The sequence below is a fragment of the Niastella vici genome (assembly GCF_002077945.1).
GTDB lineage: Bacteria > Bacteroidota > Bacteroidia > Chitinophagales > Chitinophagaceae > Niastella > Niastella vici.
In genome coordinates, this window is sequence record NZ_LVYD01000024.1 from 218,492 (window position 1) to 236,483 (window position 17,992).

Annotated in this window: 17 protein-coding genes; 4 read left to right on the forward strand and 13 right to left on the reverse strand. The window is 47.1% G+C overall.

The window, feature by feature from the left end:
• Positions 1-79: 79 nt before the first annotated feature.
• From A3860_RS08480 to A3860_RS08530, 11 genes are all read right to left on the reverse strand, one after another.
• On the reverse strand, positions 80-1,645 hold the full coding sequence (locus tag A3860_RS08480) for a M1 family metallopeptidase (RefSeq protein ID WP_081146118.1): 1,566 nt from the start codon (positions 1,643-1,645) through the stop codon (positions 80-82).
• A 27-nt stretch (positions 1,646-1,672) separates the two neighbouring features.
• Positions 1,673-3,088: a sugar transferase gene (locus A3860_RS08485; protein ID WP_081146119.1), complete on the reverse strand. Its 1,416-nt coding sequence runs from the start codon at positions 3,086-3,088 to the stop codon at positions 1,673-1,675.
• Between the two features lie 8 nt (positions 3,089-3,096).
• Positions 3,097-4,071 carry a Gfo/Idh/MocA family protein gene (locus A3860_RS08490; protein WP_081146120.1) on the reverse strand — a complete coding sequence of 325 codons (975 nt, stop codon included), beginning with the start codon at positions 4,069-4,071 and terminating at the stop codon, positions 3,097-3,099.
• Positions 4,072-4,336: 265 nt separating this feature from the next.
• Positions 4,337-5,098: a murein L,D-transpeptidase catalytic domain family protein gene (locus A3860_RS08495; RefSeq protein WP_081146121.1), complete on the reverse strand. Its 762-nt coding sequence runs from the start codon at positions 5,096-5,098 to the stop codon at positions 4,337-4,339.
• Between the two features lie 299 nt (positions 5,099-5,397).
• Positions 5,398-5,613, reverse strand: coding sequence for a hypothetical protein (locus A3860_RS41000; protein WP_394334789.1), 216 nt, complete (start codon positions 5,611-5,613; stop codon positions 5,398-5,400).
• A gap of 14 nt (positions 5,614-5,627) precedes the next feature.
• A complete protein-coding gene (locus A3860_RS08505; protein ID WP_081146123.1) occupies positions 5,628-6,023 on the reverse strand; it encodes a hypothetical protein in 396 nt (131 codons plus the stop codon).
• The gene (locus A3860_RS08510; RefSeq protein WP_081146124.1) at positions 6,023-6,496 is read right to left on the reverse strand and encodes a Panacea domain-containing protein; all 474 of its coding nucleotides are present in this window, start codon (positions 6,494-6,496) and stop codon (positions 6,023-6,025) included. Before A3860_RS08510 ends, A3860_RS08505 begins: the two co-directional genes overlap by 1 nt.
• Before the next feature lie 135 nt (positions 6,497-6,631).
• Complete coding sequence (locus A3860_RS08515; protein WP_081146125.1) at positions 6,632-7,339, reverse strand: LytR/AlgR family response regulator transcription factor; 708 nt, start codon at positions 7,337-7,339, stop codon at positions 6,632-6,634.
• Positions 7,329-8,699 (reverse strand): sensor histidine kinase, encoded by a 1,371-nt coding sequence (locus A3860_RS08520; RefSeq protein ID WP_081146126.1) that lies wholly within the window; start codon positions 8,697-8,699, stop codon positions 7,329-7,331. Before A3860_RS08520 ends, A3860_RS08515 begins: the two co-directional genes overlap by 11 nt.
• Before the next feature lie 5 nt (positions 8,700-8,704).
• Entirely contained in the window at positions 8,705-9,046 is a 342-nt protein-coding gene (locus A3860_RS08525; protein ID WP_081146127.1) for a DUF4907 domain-containing protein, read from the reverse strand.
• Positions 9,036-10,094, reverse strand: a complete 1,059-nt coding sequence (locus A3860_RS08530) for a Kelch repeat-containing protein (protein ID WP_158085170.1) — start codon at positions 10,092-10,094, stop codon at positions 9,036-9,038. Before A3860_RS08530 ends, A3860_RS08525 begins: the two co-directional genes overlap by 11 nt.
• A 772-nt stretch (positions 10,095-10,866) precedes the next feature.
• Between A3860_RS08530 and A3860_RS08540 the strand changes: the two genes are divergently transcribed.
• Together A3860_RS08540 and A3860_RS08545 are read left to right on the forward strand one after the other, a co-directional pair.
• Positions 10,867-12,210, forward strand: a complete 1,344-nt coding sequence (locus A3860_RS08540; protein WP_081146130.1) for a DUF4270 family protein — start codon at positions 10,867-10,869, stop codon at positions 12,208-12,210.
• 9 nt (positions 12,211-12,219) lie between these two features.
• Complete coding sequence (locus A3860_RS08545; RefSeq protein ID WP_081146131.1) at positions 12,220-13,470, forward strand: hypothetical protein; 1,251 nt, start codon at positions 12,220-12,222, stop codon at positions 13,468-13,470.
• A gap of 169 nt (positions 13,471-13,639) precedes the next feature.
• On the opposite strand, the gene A3860_RS08550 is transcribed toward A3860_RS08545, so the two are convergent.
• Entirely contained in the window at positions 13,640-14,539 is a 900-nt protein-coding gene (locus tag A3860_RS08550) for a hypothetical protein (protein WP_081146132.1), read from the reverse strand.
• A 331-nt stretch (positions 14,540-14,870) separates the two neighbouring features.
• On the opposite strand from A3860_RS08550, the gene A3860_RS08560 reads away from it, so the two are divergent.
• Complete coding sequence (locus tag A3860_RS08560; RefSeq protein ID WP_143774008.1) at positions 14,871-15,512, forward strand: acetyltransferase; 642 nt, start codon at positions 14,871-14,873, stop codon at positions 15,510-15,512.
• Positions 15,513-15,695: 183 nt separating this feature from the next.
• Complete coding sequence (locus tag A3860_RS08565; protein ID WP_081146135.1) at positions 15,696-16,046, forward strand: helix-turn-helix transcriptional regulator; 351 nt, start codon at positions 15,696-15,698, stop codon at positions 16,044-16,046.
• A 139-nt stretch (positions 16,047-16,185) separates the two neighbouring features.
• On the opposite strand, the gene A3860_RS08570 is transcribed toward A3860_RS08565, so the two are convergent.
• Entirely contained in the window at positions 16,186-17,916 is a 1,731-nt protein-coding gene (locus tag A3860_RS08570) for a GMC oxidoreductase (RefSeq protein ID WP_081146136.1), read from the reverse strand.
• Between the last annotated feature and the right edge of the window lie 76 nt (positions 17,917-17,992).

Here is a 17,992-nt window from a genome sequence, read left to right on the forward strand (position 1 = left end):
AGTTGCCGGTTACCAGGGCTTTCTACCCGGTAACTGGTATCTGGTAACCGGTAATCTGTATTTTAATAGCACATTGATATTACAGTTTCCCTTCTTTGTCTAACATCGAAAAATACGAGTCCAAATTTTTCCCGCTCACTTTCTCCAGCTCCTTTTTGAAATCTTCGGGTGATGGATGCCTGAACTGCCAGTCTTTAAAATAGGCCTGCAAACCCTGGTCCAGTACATCGCGGCCCACAGCATTTTCAATCAGGTACAACCATACAGCCGTTTTCACATAAATAACGATGCCATAGTCATCTTTATTGGTAAAACCGGTTGAACCGGTATTGATGGGTTGTTGCGCCGGCACTGAATTCAATACGTTATAGATCCTTGACTGAAACTCGGCTTCGGGCAGTTCCTTCACATCTTTGGGTATCATTGACCCAAACAAACTGTTGGTGCGGTATTTTTCCGCTTCGTACCTGAACTGGAAATAGGTATTGATGCCTTCGTCCATCCAGGGATGATCGCGTTCATTGCTCCCCAAAATGCCATAAAACCAGTTATGCCCCACTTCATGCGTGATCACCGCATCCATTTCCTCTTCTTTTGCGTTCGGACTGGTTATTAAGGTGATCATGGGATATTCCATTCCACCCGATGACAGGTTTTTCGGTCCTTCCACTGCCTGTACCACGGGGTAAGGATACTGACCGATCCATTTGGAATAATGGCGTACCGCATCCTTGATATAATTGATGCTGTTCTTCCACGTTTTATTTCCCGACGATTGCCCATAGGAGAACACGTTCACCGTATCGGTTGCCGTCAGCTGCAGGGTATCGTACCTGATAATAAAATCCTTGCCGGCAAACCAGGCAAAATCATGAATGTGATCGCCCATGTACTGCAGGGTCTTTTGTTTGCCGGGGGTGGTGGTTTTATAGGTCACCTGTTTGCCGCCCCTGTTATTTTCTATTCCTATTTGTTTGTACCGGTTCAGCTCGGCCAGGGTTTGCAGGGAACCGGTGGCGCCCACCACATACTCGGCCGGTACGGTTATGTTTACCTTAAAGCTTCCATATTCGCTGTAAAACTCTCCCTGGTCCAGATAGGGGAACTGATGCCAGCCGGTATGGTCATACACTGCCGGTTTGGGATACCACTGGCAAATCATGAACTGTTGCCCGGTATATCCTGAACGGGAATAATAGTTGGGCAGTTGTACAAAGAACGGGGTGGCAATGGTCACCTGTTTCCCGGGTAACAAAGGCTGGGGCAACAGCAGCTTCACCACATCGATATTGGTATCGCTTGGGGCGGTAACGGCCGGTTTTCCATCTACCGTAAACCGCAGGCTGTCGATATACCCTGGTTCAGTAACAATTTTTTTCTCGTTGGTTTTATCGGCCGCCATTTGTTTGGCCAGGGCTGTGTTACTGTTCTTATACGCATTGGGCCATAAATGGAACCAGATAAAGGTAAGCGTATCGGGCGAATGGTTAATATAGTTAACCGTTAAGTCACCGTTCAATGCATGCTTCTTATCGTTCAGGGCTACCTGTATGTTGTAATGAACTTCCTGCTGCCAGTAGTCGGTTTGTGAAATGGCAATTTGTGGTAATACCGCAATGATCAGTAAAGCACAGAGTGTTTTCATAGTTCTTAATTCCAGGTTTTTTAAATGCTATCTTCCTTCTCCCATAAATATAATACGCAACGTGTATACCATGATCTTAAAGTCAACCGCCAGTGAAATATTTTCAATATAGATCAGGTCGTATTTCATTCGTTTGATCATTTCTTCCACGTTCTCGGCATAACCGAACTGCACCATGCCCCAGGAGGTTAAACCCGGCTTTACTTTCAGCAGGTACGAATAGTACGGAACGCGGTCACTGATCTGTTTAATATAATAAGCCCGCTCGGGCCGGGGCCCAACAAGGCTCATTTCTCCTTTAATAATGTTCCAGAGCTGGGGCAGCTCATCGAGCCGCCATTTGCGCATTACCCGGCCCCAGGGCGTTACGCGCGGATCGTGGCTCGAAGACAGCTGCGGTCCGTTCTTCTCGGCCGGATGGTACATGGAGCGGAACTTGTATATCCGGAATTTTCTGCCCTTGTACCCTATTCGCTCCTGTGAGTACATAACGGGCCCCGGTGATGATAATTTCACCCTGATGAGCACATAGATCAACAGCGGCGAAAGCAATATGCCTGCAAACACCGCTACCGCCACATCAATTACCCGTTTAATATTCTGTTGCCATTGCGGCATGAGGCCCGATTTTATGTCGGTTAACACCGCCCCGAACAAATTGCTGGTCTTCACCGATCCGGAAAGAATATCCAGCACATCGGGCACTATTTTAACCTCTACATCCATTTCGCTCAGCCGGTTCACGATCTTTTCTATCTGCTGGCTTTCTTCCTTTTCCATGGCGATCACCACCAGGCTGATATTGCGGTCATGGATCACTTTCTCCATATCCTGCAGCCAGCCATGCCAGGGTATATGATTACTGATACCGTTGGGTTCACCGGCGCTAATAAAACCGGCATAATGGTAGCCGGCGGTGCGCAACCCATCGCGGGTATCAAAATAGATCCTTTCGGCTATGCTGTTGCCGCCGATAAGGAGGGTATTAAAACGCAGCCGGCCCTGCAACAATTGTTTCTTTACCCGGTTCAATAGCAATACCCGCCCCAACCAGGTAAATACCAGCTGGGCGGTAATGTAACCGGTAAGTGCTTTATAATAATAGGTATACTCTGTTTGCGGGTCGTTTATTACAATGGCAAAGAAGATGACCGTACAGCCAATAAGACAACAAAGCAGGGTGATGATAAATTCATTTAACCGCGATTTGCGGTAGAGGGAGTTGTAGGCGCCCACCAGGGCGTAAAAGATGACCCAGGCTAAAGGTACCAGGCTAATGCCCACCCAGAACCGGTTGTTCAGGTACGGGCCGCCGTACTCGTTGTAAATATTTTCATGTAACAGGTACCGTCGTGAAAAATACAAAACGGTCCAGGCCAGTATGGCAGCTAAATAATCGCTTAGCAGGTACCAGGTGCTATGGATACGTTTTTCGGACGGCATGTACAGGGTTACACAATAATATTATTGTTTTTTATCTTTTGCAATATTTGATGAGCTACATCCATTGCGCGGTAACCATCCACTTCCGATACCTGTGTGGGAGTATTGTTCACAATGGCATCTCGAAATGATTCAAGTTCCCTTTTAATGGCATTGACTTCGGGCACCTGTGGATTTACCACGGCAATTGTTTTTTTGCCATATTGGGTGTCCAGGTCGAAGGAAAAGGCGTCAATATCCTGAGGTGATTTTAATTTAATGATCTCAGACTTCTTATTCAGAAAATCAATGCCAATGTAAGCATCTTTCTGGAATAACCGCATTTTCCGCATCTTCTTCATGGAAATACGGCTCGAAGTGAGGTTGGCTACACACCCATTATTGAACTCGATGCGTACGTTGGCAATATCGGGGGTATCGGTCATAACCGCCACGCCGCTGGCACTGATCTGTTTTACTTCACTTTTTACCAGGCTTAAAATGATGTCGATGTCGTGGATCATGAGGTCAAGAATAACACTAACCTCGGTTCCGCGCACATTGAACTGGGCCAGGCGGTGTACCTCTATGAACATGGGGTTCAGGTCCATTTGCCGAACCGCCAGAAAGGCCGGGTTGAACCGTTCTACGTGACCTACCTGCAGTTTAATGCGCGACTCCTTTACCAGGTTCACCAGTTCCTGCGCTTCCTGCATGGTATGGGCCATCGGCTTCTCCAGGAACACGTGCTTGCCTTTCCTGATGGCCTTTTTTGCCAGGTCATAATGATAGTTGGTGGGGGCAATTACATCAATAACATCCACGGCATCGATCAGCCGCTCAGCATCGAGGAAACGGGGAAGCTGGTATTTTTCCGTTACATCCTGGGCCGCATCGTCAGAGGGGTCGTAAAAGCCTACAACTTCTACATCCTTGATCTCCTTCCAGTTATTAAGATGAAATTTTCCAAGATGTCCTACACCGAATACACCGATCTTTAGCATACATACAATTAAAGGCGCAAAGATAACGGGAAGCTCCCGTTACCAAACGCTTTTTTATTACCAGTAATTGTATTGGATGTGAATAAGTTAGACCGGGACTGGGATAATGGGATCTTTGGGATGATTGGGATTTGGGATGGTAAGATTTATGGGGTGCAATGGGATGGTTGGGATTTTGGATATTTAGAATTTCCCGGATCGAATCCCAGCGATCCGATAAATCCCAATCCCAGTAATCCCATTCATCCCACTATCCCGGTTCAGACTATTTTACCATCGACGATTTGGCCGTATAGGCAGCCGTTGGCGCATATATAAAGAGGCAGGAGCCTTCTTTTAACAGGTCGATCAGCTGTTCCGAAATTTCGGGTGCAACGGCCGGGCAGCCCCAGCTGCGGCCAATATAGCCCTGGCTTTCGATCAGCCCTTCGCACACATAATCGGCCCCGTGTATCACAATGCCGCGGCGCATGGCGCCATCATTGATGCCTTTTTCCATTCCCTGCAGCTTTAACGAATAACCATTGCTGCCCTGGTAGGCGTTGCCGGTTACGTAAAAACCCAGACTGCTTTTGCATGAAGAAGCTCTATTGCTGAAAGAGGTAGCATTTAACTTCCCGGTCTTCACGCCGTGGGCCACCCAGGTATTGTATAATAACTGCGAAGTATTGAGGTCAATTACGTACAGCCGCTTATTGTTACTGGGCTGACTGAAATCAACGATCGCCAGCAGATTATCTTTAATATGACGGGCCCTTACCAGCTTGGCCATACCTTTTAAGGCCATGGTATATATCTTTTTCGAAAGGCCTGCCGCCTGTAAATGGAGGCTGTCGTAGATATTTAGCTTGTTGGAAATTGAAAAGAAGGAGGATACAATTGCCGGTGAGGCAGAATCAGAATGCACATGGTCAATCGAACTTTTACCGGCCAAAGTGGGGGTAAAAGACGATAATGACGCTACAATGCCTACCAAAAGGCATAAATAAAACCGTTTTCCCGGTTTTACGATTAATGGATTTTGCATAGAGCCGTTCCCGTTTTACAAGACAGGTTGAATGGAGCAAATCGCAACCAACCCATCGGTACAGAAATATGAACGCTTATCTTAAAAGAATATTACCCCTGGCGACCCCGAAAATTGCCAAAGGGCAAGTCTTTAAAAATAGCCTTTTTTCCTGCAATAATCAATCCGGAAACCGGCTCTATTACACATTAACGATATCGTTAAACCATTTTTAGCTTTTGTACAGGCGTGTTTCCCTGAAAATGTGAATAACTTTTAAAATATGGGGTACCGGTTGCCGGGTACCGGTTCCCAGGCCTCTAATGCCGGCAAACCCGCCAGTATCCGGCATACCAAAAGTTTGTGCCCCGGTTACTGGTAACTGGTAACCGGCAACTGGTAACCGGCAACTGGTAACCGGCAACTGGTAACTGGTAACCGGTAACTGGTAACCGGCAACTGGTAACTGGTAACCGGCAACTGGTAACCGGCAACTGGTAACTGGTAACCGGCAACTGGTAACTGGTAACCGGCAACTGGTAACCGGTAACTAAGTCGACTTATCCTTATTGAACAGGTAATTGACCACCACATAAAAGAAACCGAACACATTGGCCGTAGTGGTAGTGATAAGGGTGATGAGCACCCCGTCGGAAAGCACAAACACCCCGCGGCTGCATTGTAATACGATCATCAATACCATGAACATCCATAGTACGGTTAATGCGAAGATCCAGATACTGAATGATTTACGAGCTTTATTATCGTCGATCAACCGTCTTAGCTGCGCCCGGGAAAACTCTTCGTCGAGGTCGCGCATCTCTACTTCATCCTCATTCGCTTCTTTCAAATTCACCCTTATATCCTCCGATCCGTCCTCTCTTGGATATAACAGGTCCTTTGCCTCACTTACAGAGGCAACGCTGGGAGGAGGCGGTGTTTTCATCAGGGTTTGATTAACAATTTTTCGAAGTATTGTTTAATATCGGTGTTGTGGATGGGGGTTGATTTTGCATCGGGGTCATACACTTTTGACCAGGGCCCATCGGCGCGGTGCGTCCATTTAGAAAGGGACATGGCCGAGAAATCTTTTAAAACCGCCCAACTATAGTTGATGGTATCGAGGGCTTCATCATCGAGGCGAAAAGGCGGTTTATAAGTTGCAGAAGGGGTAAAATCGGCAGTATTGGTAATGGGCCGGCTGCCGTATAGTTTAAAATCCTGATATATTTCGGGAATGACCGGGCCGTACATCCAGGCCTGGAAGGTTTCATTAATAAGGGGCTGGTGGTATTTGGCCAAATGAACGCCTTGCGCAAAATATACCAGCTTTTGTAACTTCATTTGCGTTACAAACAACCCTTCATCAATACCTTTTTTGACGAAGGCAAAAGCGATAAGCGATGCAGGATAAGCCATAGGTTACATCGGTTTTTGATTTATTGCCGAACCAAATGTAAGTATTTATTTTTAATTACTAATTTTCTTAGCTTTCCCGGTTATCGGTACCCGGGAGTGGCCATTACCGGTAACAGCCCCCCAGCCTGGCCTGCGTTATAACTTCTCCCCGATTATCGAATACAACATATTACGATAATGCTCACTGCATGGCAATTCCGTTTCGCCCAGCAGCACCGCCTTGCGCGAAACCGTATCTACTTTTCGAAGGGAAATAATATACGAACGGTGAATGCGAATGAACTCATCCTGCGGCAGCCTGTTCTCAAAGTATTTGAGGCTTTGCAGGGTCACAAAAGGCTTCTTGCTTTCGACCAGGTGAATTTTGGTATAGTCTTTCAGCCCCTCGAGGTACAGGATATCGCTGTAGAAGATCTTCTGGATCTTGTGCGAGGTTTTAATAAAGAGGAAATCGTCTTTTTTCAGTATTGTTCGCGACTTTCTTAAACTGATATACTCATAGGCCTTATTAACAGCCGCCATGAACCGGTCGAACGGAACCGGTTTCAGCAAATAGTCCACTGCATCCAGCTCAAACCCTTCCACTGCAAACTCGTTGTGTGCAGTAACAAAGATCACCGCCGGCTTTTTGTTCAGGGTTTTCAGGAACTGGGTACCGCTGAGGTCGGGCATCCTGATATCGAGCAATACGAGGTCGATCTCTTCACTTTCAAAATACGGATACGCCAGAACCGGGCTCTCGCAACGGGCAACCAGGTTCAAAAACGGGACCTTCTGAATAAAATCTTCTAACAGGTCAAGCGCCCAGGGTTCATCGTCGATAATAATGCAATTAACTTTCATGTTCCAATTCGATTTTCAGATTAACAATATACAGGTGATCATTATCAATGACATCGAGCATATGGCGGCCGGGATAAATAACATCGAGCCGCCTGCGGGCATTGATAAGGCCGACACCGCCGGCCGATCCCCTGCTTGATTGGGTTTTGGCGTTTCCCACTGTTAGCGATAGCGCTGAGCCTGTAACGGCAATGGCTATTTTTATTTCTGATGGTGCTGTATAACTAATTCCGTGTTTGAAAGCGTTCTCGATGAACGTGATCAGCAGCAGCGGCGCTATCGACAGGCCGTTCACCGGCCCCGAAACATCGTACAGGATGGTGATATTCTTCGACAACCGCAGCTTCTGCAGATCAATATAATTACTGATGTATTCCAGGTCGCGCGAAAGCGGTATTTTGTCTGTGGCCGAATCGTACAGCACATACCGCATGATGCGCGAAAACTTCAGGATGCTGTGCTCGGTTTGCTCCGATCTGAAATGCGCCTGCGAATAAATACTGTTGAGTGTATTGAACAGGAAATGCGGGTTTATCTGCAGCTTCAGGAAATTGAGCTCGGCATTCAACCGTTCATTCTCCAGCAATTTTTTTTGTTTCTCGCTTATGAAAAGCGAATGGGCAAGCTTTATAAATCCGCTCAACAACAGGATCACAATGCCCGAGCTCAGGGCGTCTTTCAATGTAATGATATAGACCATGCGCGGAAACCGTTCGTGAATAAAATGCGGCGGCATGGTATTGTAGGCAGGGGCCGGACCTTTATGGTTTGCCACATAAACGGGTGCTGAATTGCCTGTTGCGGCTACCTGTATGGGGCCGGGGGCCGGCGCGCCGGTGATGGCAATACTATACCCTTCCTCGCCAATAATGATCTTGCGGGGATCGCCGGTTAACAGCTCTTCCCGAACGGGTGCGGTGTCGGCCTGCAGGCCTTCGGGCCGGTTGTTCCAGGCTTTTGCGATGAACGGGCGCTGTTCGCTCATAAAGAACCGGCCCATCCGTTTGGTATGCGTCTTTAAAAAATATACTTCCAGCACCAGTTGCTGCGCACACAAAATAGCCAGGGCGCCAACAAGACACATTGTGTAATTAAACAAATTTCGGTTCCGGAAAAATCGCGGCAATAAATAATAAAAGTTGAAATAGAACAGGACGATGAGGAAGCTCTTATTGATGATCTCGCGGTAGTAGAAGCTAACATCGGGAATACGGATGCGGTAGATGAACAGGGGCATTATGAGGAAGAGGCCCCAGAGCAAAGCGTGTACGCTAATTACCAGCAGTTTTTGTCGTACTGTTTTTACCGGCTTAAACCCCAATACAGCAGCCAGGGCATCCCGGATCTTTTCTTTGGTCATTACATTTATTGAGTACGTAAGACGCCAGAACGTTGCTGCTGCTTTTGACCAAACAAGGGAAATTCTCCTGATTTTATCTTTTCTATAACAGTTTTGGCATCGGCTCCTGCTGCTTTCTCCGAATCAAAACCACTGCCGCCCGATTTACCGGGTATCATTGGCTGGTGAATAAGCACCCTTTCATTATACAGCACATCGTAGCCCCAGCCATTTTCTGTTTTAAAACAGTTATAGTGTAACCCATTTGCTGAAGGCGCCTGCTTCACGGCCAGTAAATAAAAAGTACTGCTGACAGCAATGAGGATCGCTGCCAGCAGTACCAGTTTATGCGTTCTATTAATTGTCATTGGTATTATCTTCCAGGGTTGGCTGCAGTTCGTACATGTTATCGAACGGAGCAGTACCGCTGCGGCCGGTCATCACAAAACCACGGTCAGTGCCATTGGTGGTGAGGGTAAAGGCCAAAGCACCGGTACGGGCTGTACCGCTGAAAGCAGTCTTTTCGGCCCAGGTATCATTAGATGGGTCATACTCCCAGGTATGAGAGTTCATGCTGCCGTTTTCACCGGTAGCCAGGTAAGCTTTGCTGCCAATAGTAAAGCCAACTGCATTGTAACGGATGATAGAAGTGTATTTATCATCGTAGCTTTCGTCGCTGGAATTGGTGAGTTTTCTTAAGGCAGTCCAGGTGTCGGCAGAAGGATCATACACCTGAATGTCGTTGAGGGCAGAACCATTGTTGTTGCCGCTTACCAGGTATACTTTTCCACCTACATTGAATACAGTAGCCTGGCTTCTTTTTGAACCGGCGATACCTGCCTTTTGTGTCCAGCTGTCAGAAGCAGCGTTGTATTGCCAAACATCTTTCAGGAAGTTATTATCATAACCGGTTGCTACATAAGCGGTGTTATTAACCGTGAAAGCAACGGCCTCCACACGGGCTGTTGCGCCGCCCGGATTTGATGCGGACCAGCCAAAAGTATTCCTGGGGGCCCAGCCATTGCTGTCGACGCTGTATTGCCACATGTCGTTCTGAAAGTTTGAACCATCAGTACCGGTTCCAACATATCCTTTTTTATTGAGGGCGAATGCGATAGCTGAGCTGCGAAGACCGCCTTTGAAATCGGCGATGCGGGTCCAGTATCTTTTACTCAGGGAATATTTCCAGAAGTCGTTAAATCTTTTTGTGTCTGATAAACCGGTGCCTACAAATACAGTATCGGCAATCTGGAACAACACTGCTTCACTGCGTGCAGGGCCATCAAAATAATCACTGATTGCCCAGTTACCCACCAGGTCGCTCGAGCTGCTCGAACTTTTACTACAAGCAGGAATGATCAAAATTGGTGCGGTAGCAATCACAAGGGCCAGGGAGTAAACTAGAACATTCTTCATTTTGTTTTTTTTTCTGTTTTGTTTTAAAACATCCACCGGCGACAGGGTTGTTGTCTCTCTGCCGGTAAGCATTTTCACATGCGTCGGTTTATTAATTTATATTATATCGACAGGTAAAAATATTTCTGTGTATTCCAAACAACTTTATAAAATAGATAGATAAGGTTAATAACTCGACCAGTGTTGTTTTATGATCTTCAGGCCTGGCGGGGGATACGCCCTCCCAGCCCAAATCGCCAACCAATCGACATGTAAACAACAATTTCTGGTAAAAAGCTGCAAGCTTACAGAAACAACCAACATGTTAAATACTGGTAACCACAAGATTAACCAAGTATTAACATATTCTTATACCCATATCATTTTCCTGTACGCACATTTGCACTTTTTAACGGTGCTTATTATAAATTTGCAAATTTGCACAATTTCGGTTGCACATTTGAAATTTAGTTTCCACCGGCAAAAATAATCGGTTCGTCGATTATGTGGTAGCAATAATATATAATAACAAAATTTCGTGACGCCAGCCTGATAAATTGTGCCATTGGAACTGTCAATAGATAACCACCTCTTTATTTTGCGAGGCACAAGCTAGGGCAAGACGGGGGTAAATGAACACAAAGAGGTGTTAAAATGAAAACAAATATTGCCCCATACCGAAAGTTTAAACCTTATATTCCATTACTTTACATCCCGCCGGAAAAGCCGGGCAACCGGGTATTCAGTTAACCATAAACCTTATACAGCTTAACAATCACTCACTAACCATAATATGCGTATACACAAAAGGGTACCTTTCATTGTTACTTACTGCTTCTTGTTTATCAGCCTGCTTTCTTCGTGTTATAAAAAGGATATTCAGGTAGGTAGCGACCAGGCCGAAAGCCATACCCGAATTATCACTGTAGATACGGTTTCCGTGGTACTTTCAAGCTATGTGGTCGATTCATTCATTACCAATGGTAACAACTGGGCCATAATAGGCCAGTACAGCGATGCCTATGCCGGCAAAACCACTGCCAGCACCTTTTTTCAACCCGGATTACCTGCCCTTTCTGAAGACGTAACCACCCTGTTGCCCCCAAGCGCCAGGTTTGATTCGCTGATGCTGTATATGCGGCCCAGCGGTTACTATTACGGCGATACCACCAAGCCATTTGATATTGCGGTGTATGAGCTCGCTGCGCAGCCCGATTACACCTATCTGACCTACTTATACAACAATTCAAATGTTGCCATAAAAAAGTCGTGGATCAGCAGTTATTCACAAAAGATGAGACCTTCTTTGAAGGACTCGCTGAAAATTAGGCTGCCCGATAACTATGGCCAGGATTTCTACGATAAGATCCAGGCCAAATCGAACCAGGTTATCAACGAAACCAGCTTCCTCGACTATTTCAGAGGACTTAGCATTCAGCCCAATGCCGGCAACGCCGCCGTTTATGGCTTTAACCTGGCCGACAGCAGCGTAAGAATGCGCTTGCATTACCACCTTACGATCCCTTACCATGTTGATAAATACCTTGATTTCATCATTACACGTACGGGCTACCAGTTTAACCGCATAATGACCGACCGTACAGGCACTACACTGCAAAAAACGTTTGCTGAGCAACGTGAGTTCTTTGCCAATTCCACCAATCCGTTCTCTATTTCACAAACCGGGACCGGGGTATACCTGAAAGCAAAGTTCCCGAGCTTGCGCGATGTGCTGAAGATAAACGAGGTGGTGCGCCTGATGAATGCCAAACTGGTATTGAAACCCATAAAAGGCACGTACGATTACTACGGTAATAAACTGCCCAGCCCGCTGATGTTGAGAGTAACAGATGCCAGCAATGTGGCCGGCAGCCAGCTGCTCGATACTACCGGTCAGGCCGTTCAATACCGCGTTCCATCTATTGACGATGTGTACGGCATCAATACCAACTATACTTTCGACGTAACCTCATATGTAGGCGCTTTACTGAACACCTCGGGTACGGCAGAACGCGCGCTGTTTATACTACAGGAAGACGTGGGTGCAGCCAAACAGATCACCCGCGGCGTATTTGGCAGCCGGCAGAATGATAACTATCAAACCAAACTGGTCTTAAACCTTTTGACAATCGATTAACTTCTAATAATGAGAAAAATTTTTGTACTGACCGGGCTTTTTGCGGCGATCATGGGAACCACGCAGGCACAGAACCTGAGCTCTCCCTATTCTGTGTACGGCGTTGGTGAAATTCAGGAGCTGCAACCCGACCGCAGCAGCGGTATGGCCAACACGTCCATGTCACTGGTATCAACCCCCGGCTTCCTGATCAATAAAAACCCGGCCTCTTTGATTGGCTTGGAAAGAAGTTTGGCCCAGGTTGACCTCGGCATTGTTGCAAAGACCATCACGTTCAAGGGTAATATTATTAATGGCAATAATGATAAAGCCAAGGACCTTACCATTAAACGCATTTCTATATCGGCCAAACTCAACAACTGGTGGGCCAGCAGTGTTGGCTTCAAACCTTTCAGCTATGTGAACTATGCGTTCACCGGGCAAAAAAGCATTGAAGGTTCAACCAGTACCTATACCGGCAATTATGAAGGCAATGGCGGTTTGCATAATATATTCTGGAATAACGCCTTTGCCCTGGGCAAACACCTGGCCGTGGGTGTGCGTTCCAACTTTATCTTCGGATCAATAAACCAGATTGAAACATTGTCGGGCGGTGCATTGAGCACCAGCATAATATCGCAGACGAGTGATTATTATTCCGGTTTCCGTTTTGAAGGCGGCGCCATCTATGGCAACAAGATCTCGAAGAACTGGAAATTCTCCCTGGGTGGAAAGGTCACTACCAGGAATGACCTCACCAACGATAAAACGCTTACCGTTACCGAGGGAGGCAGTGTAGTTGAAGCGAATAAGTCATTAACCGGTAAAAGCTTTACCCTGCCCTGGCAGTATGATGCCGGTATTGCATTGGTAAATAAAGGCCGCGCTACATTTACTGTTGATTACAGTTATGGTAACTGGAATAAACTGAACCCCAGCGGTTCTACCTATTCTATAGTAGACAACGATCGCATTTCGGCCGGTTTCCAGTTCAGCAACCAGGTGCAACGGTTTGGCATGGTGGCTGAAAAAAGCTATTTCTCGGCAGGTGTTTTTACCGGGAACCAATACTTACAGGTAAAAGGCCAGCAGATCAGGGAAGTGGGTGGCACCATTGGTTACGGTGGTTATTTAAGCCGGGGACTGGCGTTTAACCTCGCGCTCGAAGGTGGCAGCCGCGGAACAACCGTTAACAACCTGGTGAAAGAAAATTATTTTCAGTTCACCCTGTCGCTGTCGTACAGAGAAGTATTATACAGTAAGGGAAGAAAGTACGATTAGTAGTAATTTATCTTATTGAAAGAGGCTGTGTCGATGATGCAGCCTTTTGTTTTATAGGAAGTAAGAGGTAAGAAGTAGGAAGTAAGAAGCTCGCGAATTTTCAGATTTTCCTACTTCTTACTCCCTACCTCAAAACCCAATTCCACAGAAGCCCCTTCTTCCCGAGATCTTATTTTATTCTTTTATAGAAATACAACTTCACTGAAGAAGCCAGTCCTTTTTCACTCAGGGTGTAAAAGCCGGAATCGTTATTGGCAAACACAATGGCTTCGCCCTGCGGTTCGGGCGTGTATGGCAGGTTAACCGGTTTGTTGCTCAATGACTGCAGCATGGTTTCCCCCGATTTATGCGGATAATAATAAATAGCGTCATAGGTCTTTATCACGATCCCGTTGCCGGCCGGCGAAATGGCCGCGCTTGTGACATAGTTATACGGCAGCACGCCCACGTCCTCGGCCCTGTTCATAACCGTTGTACTATATGGGTAGGTCAATTTGAAGATCCTTGACTTCAGATCGGTTTTGGTGATCAGGTAAATATCCTTGGAGGTGGGGTCAACCAGGATGGCTTCGGTATTATGGCTGCCATCGGGGTAATAAAAAGCAATGGCGTCAATGTTTTTAACCGTATCGGCAGCCGCCAATGGTTCTTCCAGGCGGTAAATGACATAATCAGGATGTACCAGCAGGTTATCGCCGGTTTCAGCAATGTACAGGTATTGAATGCCCTGCAGGGGCCCATTTGATAACACCATATCTTCCCAGTCGCGGTTCACTACATTTGCCAGGTGAATATTTTTCAGGAAAGTGCCATCGTGTTTTAACAAACCGATATCGGGCGGGTTGCCACTGTCCTGCTCAACCCATAAATAACCAGGATTGGCCTTGCTGTCGGCAATGCCCGAGACTTCATTAAGGGAGGCTTCGTTCACCGCAAATTCCTGGGGAGTGGAAGTAAAACCGGTTACATTGCCATCACTCTTATCCTGGTGACAGGCCGATAACCCGGCCATTATAATAAATAAAATATGCCTGTAGCTGAATGACACGTGCAGTTTTTGTGCAAACATAAGGTGTACAAGTTATTAAAATTCCTTCGACTACGCTCAGAATTGCCTGTTAAGGATTTATGGGGTACATTATCTTTTTTATCCTGAGCGGAGCCGAAGGACAAATATTTTCTCCCGATTTCATAATCAAAACCGGTCCCGGATGGTTATATTGCCCCAATCGCGTGCAATGGCGGTCTGCTGATCAAACTACTTCAATTCCGGCAAACACCTTACCAGGTTACCGGGATGTTAATTCCTTTATCGAACCCTACATTCGTTCCTGATAAAAACCGGGCGCGAAACTTTTTCATCAAATAGTACGTACTGAACGTAAATGAGCACCATTGCCATGAATACAACCATGCCATTATTAACACCGCTTGAACCGCATAATAAATACGCACCCGTATTTGAATGCAGGCTGGCTAACGGACAGGTAACCGTAGCCTTGCGGCCCTTATCATTGCACGACTGGCCCTATGCAGGCAAATGGCTGTGCAGGGAATTCACCCGCCGGCAGGCATCAGGCGCACAGCTGCCCGAAAAGCATTTGCGCGAAACCTTTTGCACCATGCTGCAATGTGATTTTGCCCAGCCATTTATTGGATTGATAAATGACCAGCCCGCATTTTTGATAGAGATCTGCGACGGCGATAAACATTGCGATGGACTGGAAGAAGGGCCACATGTATTTGACAACGGCGATCATGCGATCAGGTTAATATTATCACCCACAGCCATCAACACACGTTATTTCAGCCGGTATGCGCTGTTAAGCAGCCTCGAACATTTTTTCTCCTATTCCCAGGTGAAGCGAATTGTTTGGGAATTGCATGAAAAAGACAGGTACAACATTAACCTGGCAAACCAGTTGTCGTTCATGGCAGGCGAAACGCCCCATTGGCCGGGCATACATGTTTTCCTGTATCCGCGCGAAATTTTCAATCGCTTTTCTGCCAACTATCATGTACATATGCAAAAATGGCCGTAAATTATATAGTGTTACCGTTAGAACATACTCCCCTCTTCTCAGGCGCGGTGGCTGTAAGGCAGGCGCCACTACTTCCGAAACCAATCGTAAAGAGCTTACTATCCGTACTTTTTCATAATTTCGTTTGTAAGTGACCGTGCGTTATAAAAAACTAATGACGATCGCTTTTTTAAACCTTATTTTATGTCCTTGAGTAAACAGGATATTGCGTATATCCGGCAGGCCAGAACGATCCTTGACGAAAATTTCGACAAGCATATCACCATTCCGCAACTAGCCCGGCAAACGGGCATCAATGAAGCCAAGCTCAAAGAAGGGTTCAGGGAGTTATTCGGCTTCAGTATTCATACCTGTATTTTGCAATTACGCCTGCAGAAGGCCCAGGAGTTATTATTGACAACTGAGTTATCGGTCACCGATATTACGTATCATATCGGCTATAGCCATGTAACGCATTTCACCTCCCTGTTCAAAAAGGAAACAGGCATGACACCCACCGAGTGGAAGAAGAAGTTCGGCCCCCCGGAGCCTTAAGCCCCCAGCCCCTAAAGGGGAGATCGGCCATGGTGAATGGTCAATGGTGAATCGTTCGCGATTTCCAGATTTTCGAATTAAATGCAGAAATCAAAATTTCGAAAACTCCATTGACCATTGACCTTTGCCCATTCACGCTTTACAGGTTCTGCTTCTTCAATTCCCCAACCGCAAAATCAGCAGCGCGGGCCGTTAACGCCATGTACGTAAGCGATGGGTTCTGGCAGGCGGAGGAAGCCATGCAGGCGCCATCGGTAACAAAAACGTTGGGCGCATCCCATACCTGGTTATGCGCATTCAGTACCGATGTTTTGCGATCGCGGCCCATACGGGCGGTACCCATTTCATGAATGCCCTGCCCAATGGCATAGCCGTCACTATCCCAGGTACTGATGTCTTTTACGCCGGCTGCTTCGAACATGGCCACCAGTTCCTTCACAATGTCTTTACGCATTTTGAATTCATTCTCTTTCAATTCGGCGTCCATGGCCAGCACGGGCAGGCCCCATTTATCTTTTACCGATGTATCGAGTGAGATCTTATTATCGTGATAAGGCAATACTTCGCCAAAACCTGTTGCACCTATGTGCCAGGCGCCCGGCTCTGTTAACGCAGCCTTTAGTTCGGCGCCCACGCCCAGTTCGGCCACCTCGCGCGACCAGTTGTCGCGGCTGGCGCTTCCCTGGTAGCCGTAGCCCCGCAGGAAGTCGCGTTTGTCGCCGAACAGGTTGGCAAAACGGGGGATATAAAAACCATTGGCGCGGCGGCCGTAGTAATATTTATCTTCATAGCCTTCCACCAGTCCTTTGGCGCCCAGCATGTAATGGTGGTCCATCAGGTTATGGCCCAGTTCATTGCTGCTGCTGCCAAGCCCACCCGGCCATATGTCGGTGGCAGAGTTCATGAGTATCCAGGAAGAGTTTAACGCAGAGGCGCACACAAAAATGATCTTTGCATGATACTCGTAGGTTTTGTTGGTTTCAGCGTCCAGCACTTCTACCCCTTTGGCCCTTTTGGCGTCTTTGTCGTAAATGAGTTTGGTAACGATTGACCATGGCCGAACCGTGAGGTTGCCGGTTTTCTTTGCGGCGGGCAGTGTAGAAGACTGGGTGCTGAAATAACCACCGAACGGACAACCTTCCCAGCACCGGTTGCGGAACTGGCATTGGGTGCGGCCTTCCACCGGCGCGGTTAAATTGGCTACGCGGCCAATGAAAAGATGCCGTTGATCTTTATAATAAGCTTTAATGCGGCTGGCAACGTCTTTCTCCACGCAGTTGAGGTCCATGGGCGGAAGGAATTGCCCGTCGGGCAATTGCGGCAGGCCTTCTTTGGAACCGCTGATACCGGCGAATTTTTCAACGTGATCGTACCAGGGGGCCAGGTCGCGGTAGCGAATGGGCCAGTCGACCCCATATCCATCTTTGGCATTGGCTTCAAAATCAAAATCGCTCCAGCGGTAGCTTTGCCGGCCCCACAGGAGCGAGCGGCCGCCCACCTGGTAACTGCGCCACCAGGTGAAAGGTTTTTTCTCTACGTACGGACAATCCTTTTCATTGGTCCAGTAATCCATCAACTGTTCATAGGCCACCGTGCCGCCGGCCCAGTCGCGGGAGATGACGGGATTGTCGGTTTTCTGTTTGTGCGTGGCGGTGCCGCGGTGTGGGAGGTCCCACGGGTTACTATTGGCAGATTTATAGTCTTTGATATGCTCCACGTTGCGGCCCCGTTCGAGCATCAGTACTTTCAGTCCTTTTTCGGTGAGTTCCTTGGCGGCCCAGCCACCACTTATTCCGGAACCTACAACAATGGCATCGTAGGTATTTTGAACAGCGGCTTTGCTGTTAATTTGAAGAGAATCCCCTGGCATAGCATCGTATTTGGTTGGTGAGCAATGAAAAACCGGTTCAATATAGTTGATTTGACAGTTATTATAAAATACGAAG

What these genes read in the sequence shown, in the direction of transcription:
- A3860_RS08550 (WP_081146132.1), bottom strand. Translation starts at nt 14,539, where the DNA reads ATGTTTGCACAAAAACTGCACGTGTCATTCAGCTACAGGCATATTTTA.
- A3860_RS08495 (WP_081146121.1), bottom strand. Translation starts at nt 5,098, where the DNA reads ATGCAAAATCCATTAATCGTAAAACCGGGAAAACGGTTTTATTTATGC.
- A3860_RS08560 (WP_143774008.1), top strand. Translation starts at nt 14,871, where the DNA reads ATGAATACAACCATGCCATTATTAACACCGCTTGAACCGCATAATAAA.
- A3860_RS08510 (WP_081146124.1), bottom strand. Translation starts at nt 6,496, where the DNA reads ATGGCTTATCCTGCATCGCTTATCGCTTTTGCCTTCGTCAAAAAAGGT.
- A3860_RS08480 (WP_081146118.1), bottom strand. Translation starts at nt 1,645, where the DNA reads ATGAAAACACTCTGTGCTTTACTGATCATTGCGGTATTACCACAAATT.
- A3860_RS08515 (WP_081146125.1), bottom strand. Translation starts at nt 7,339, where the DNA reads ATGAAAGTTAATTGCATTATTATCGACGATGAACCCTGGGCGCTTGAC.
- A3860_RS08485 (WP_081146119.1), bottom strand. Translation starts at nt 3,088, where the DNA reads ATGCCGTCCGAAAAACGTATCCATAGCACCTGGTACCTGCTAAGCGAT.
- A3860_RS08505 (WP_081146123.1), bottom strand. Translation starts at nt 6,023, where the DNA reads ATGAAAACACCGCCTCCTCCCAGCGTTGCCTCTGTAAGTGAGGCAAAG.
- A3860_RS08545 (WP_081146131.1), top strand. Translation starts at nt 12,220, where the DNA reads ATGAGAAAAATTTTTGTACTGACCGGGCTTTTTGCGGCGATCATGGGA.
- A3860_RS08565 (WP_081146135.1), top strand. Translation starts at nt 15,696, where the DNA reads ATGTCCTTGAGTAAACAGGATATTGCGTATATCCGGCAGGCCAGAACG.
- A3860_RS08490 (WP_081146120.1), bottom strand. Translation starts at nt 4,071, where the DNA reads ATGCTAAAGATCGGTGTATTCGGTGTAGGACATCTTGGAAAATTTCAT.
- A3860_RS08540 (WP_081146130.1), top strand. Translation starts at nt 10,867, where the DNA reads ATGCGTATACACAAAAGGGTACCTTTCATTGTTACTTACTGCTTCTTG.
- A3860_RS08520 (WP_081146126.1), bottom strand. Translation starts at nt 8,699, where the DNA reads ATGACCAAAGAAAAGATCCGGGATGCCCTGGCTGCTGTATTGGGGTTT.
- A3860_RS08525 (WP_081146127.1), bottom strand. Translation starts at nt 9,046, where the DNA reads ATGACAATTAATAGAACGCATAAACTGGTACTGCTGGCAGCGATCCTC.
- A3860_RS08530 (WP_158085170.1), bottom strand. Translation starts at nt 10,094, where the DNA reads ATGAAGAATGTTCTAGTTTACTCCCTGGCCCTTGTGATTGCTACCGCA.
- A3860_RS08570 (WP_081146136.1), bottom strand. Translation starts at nt 17,916, where the DNA reads ATGCCAGGGGATTCTCTTCAAATTAACAGCAAAGCCGCTGTTCAAAAT.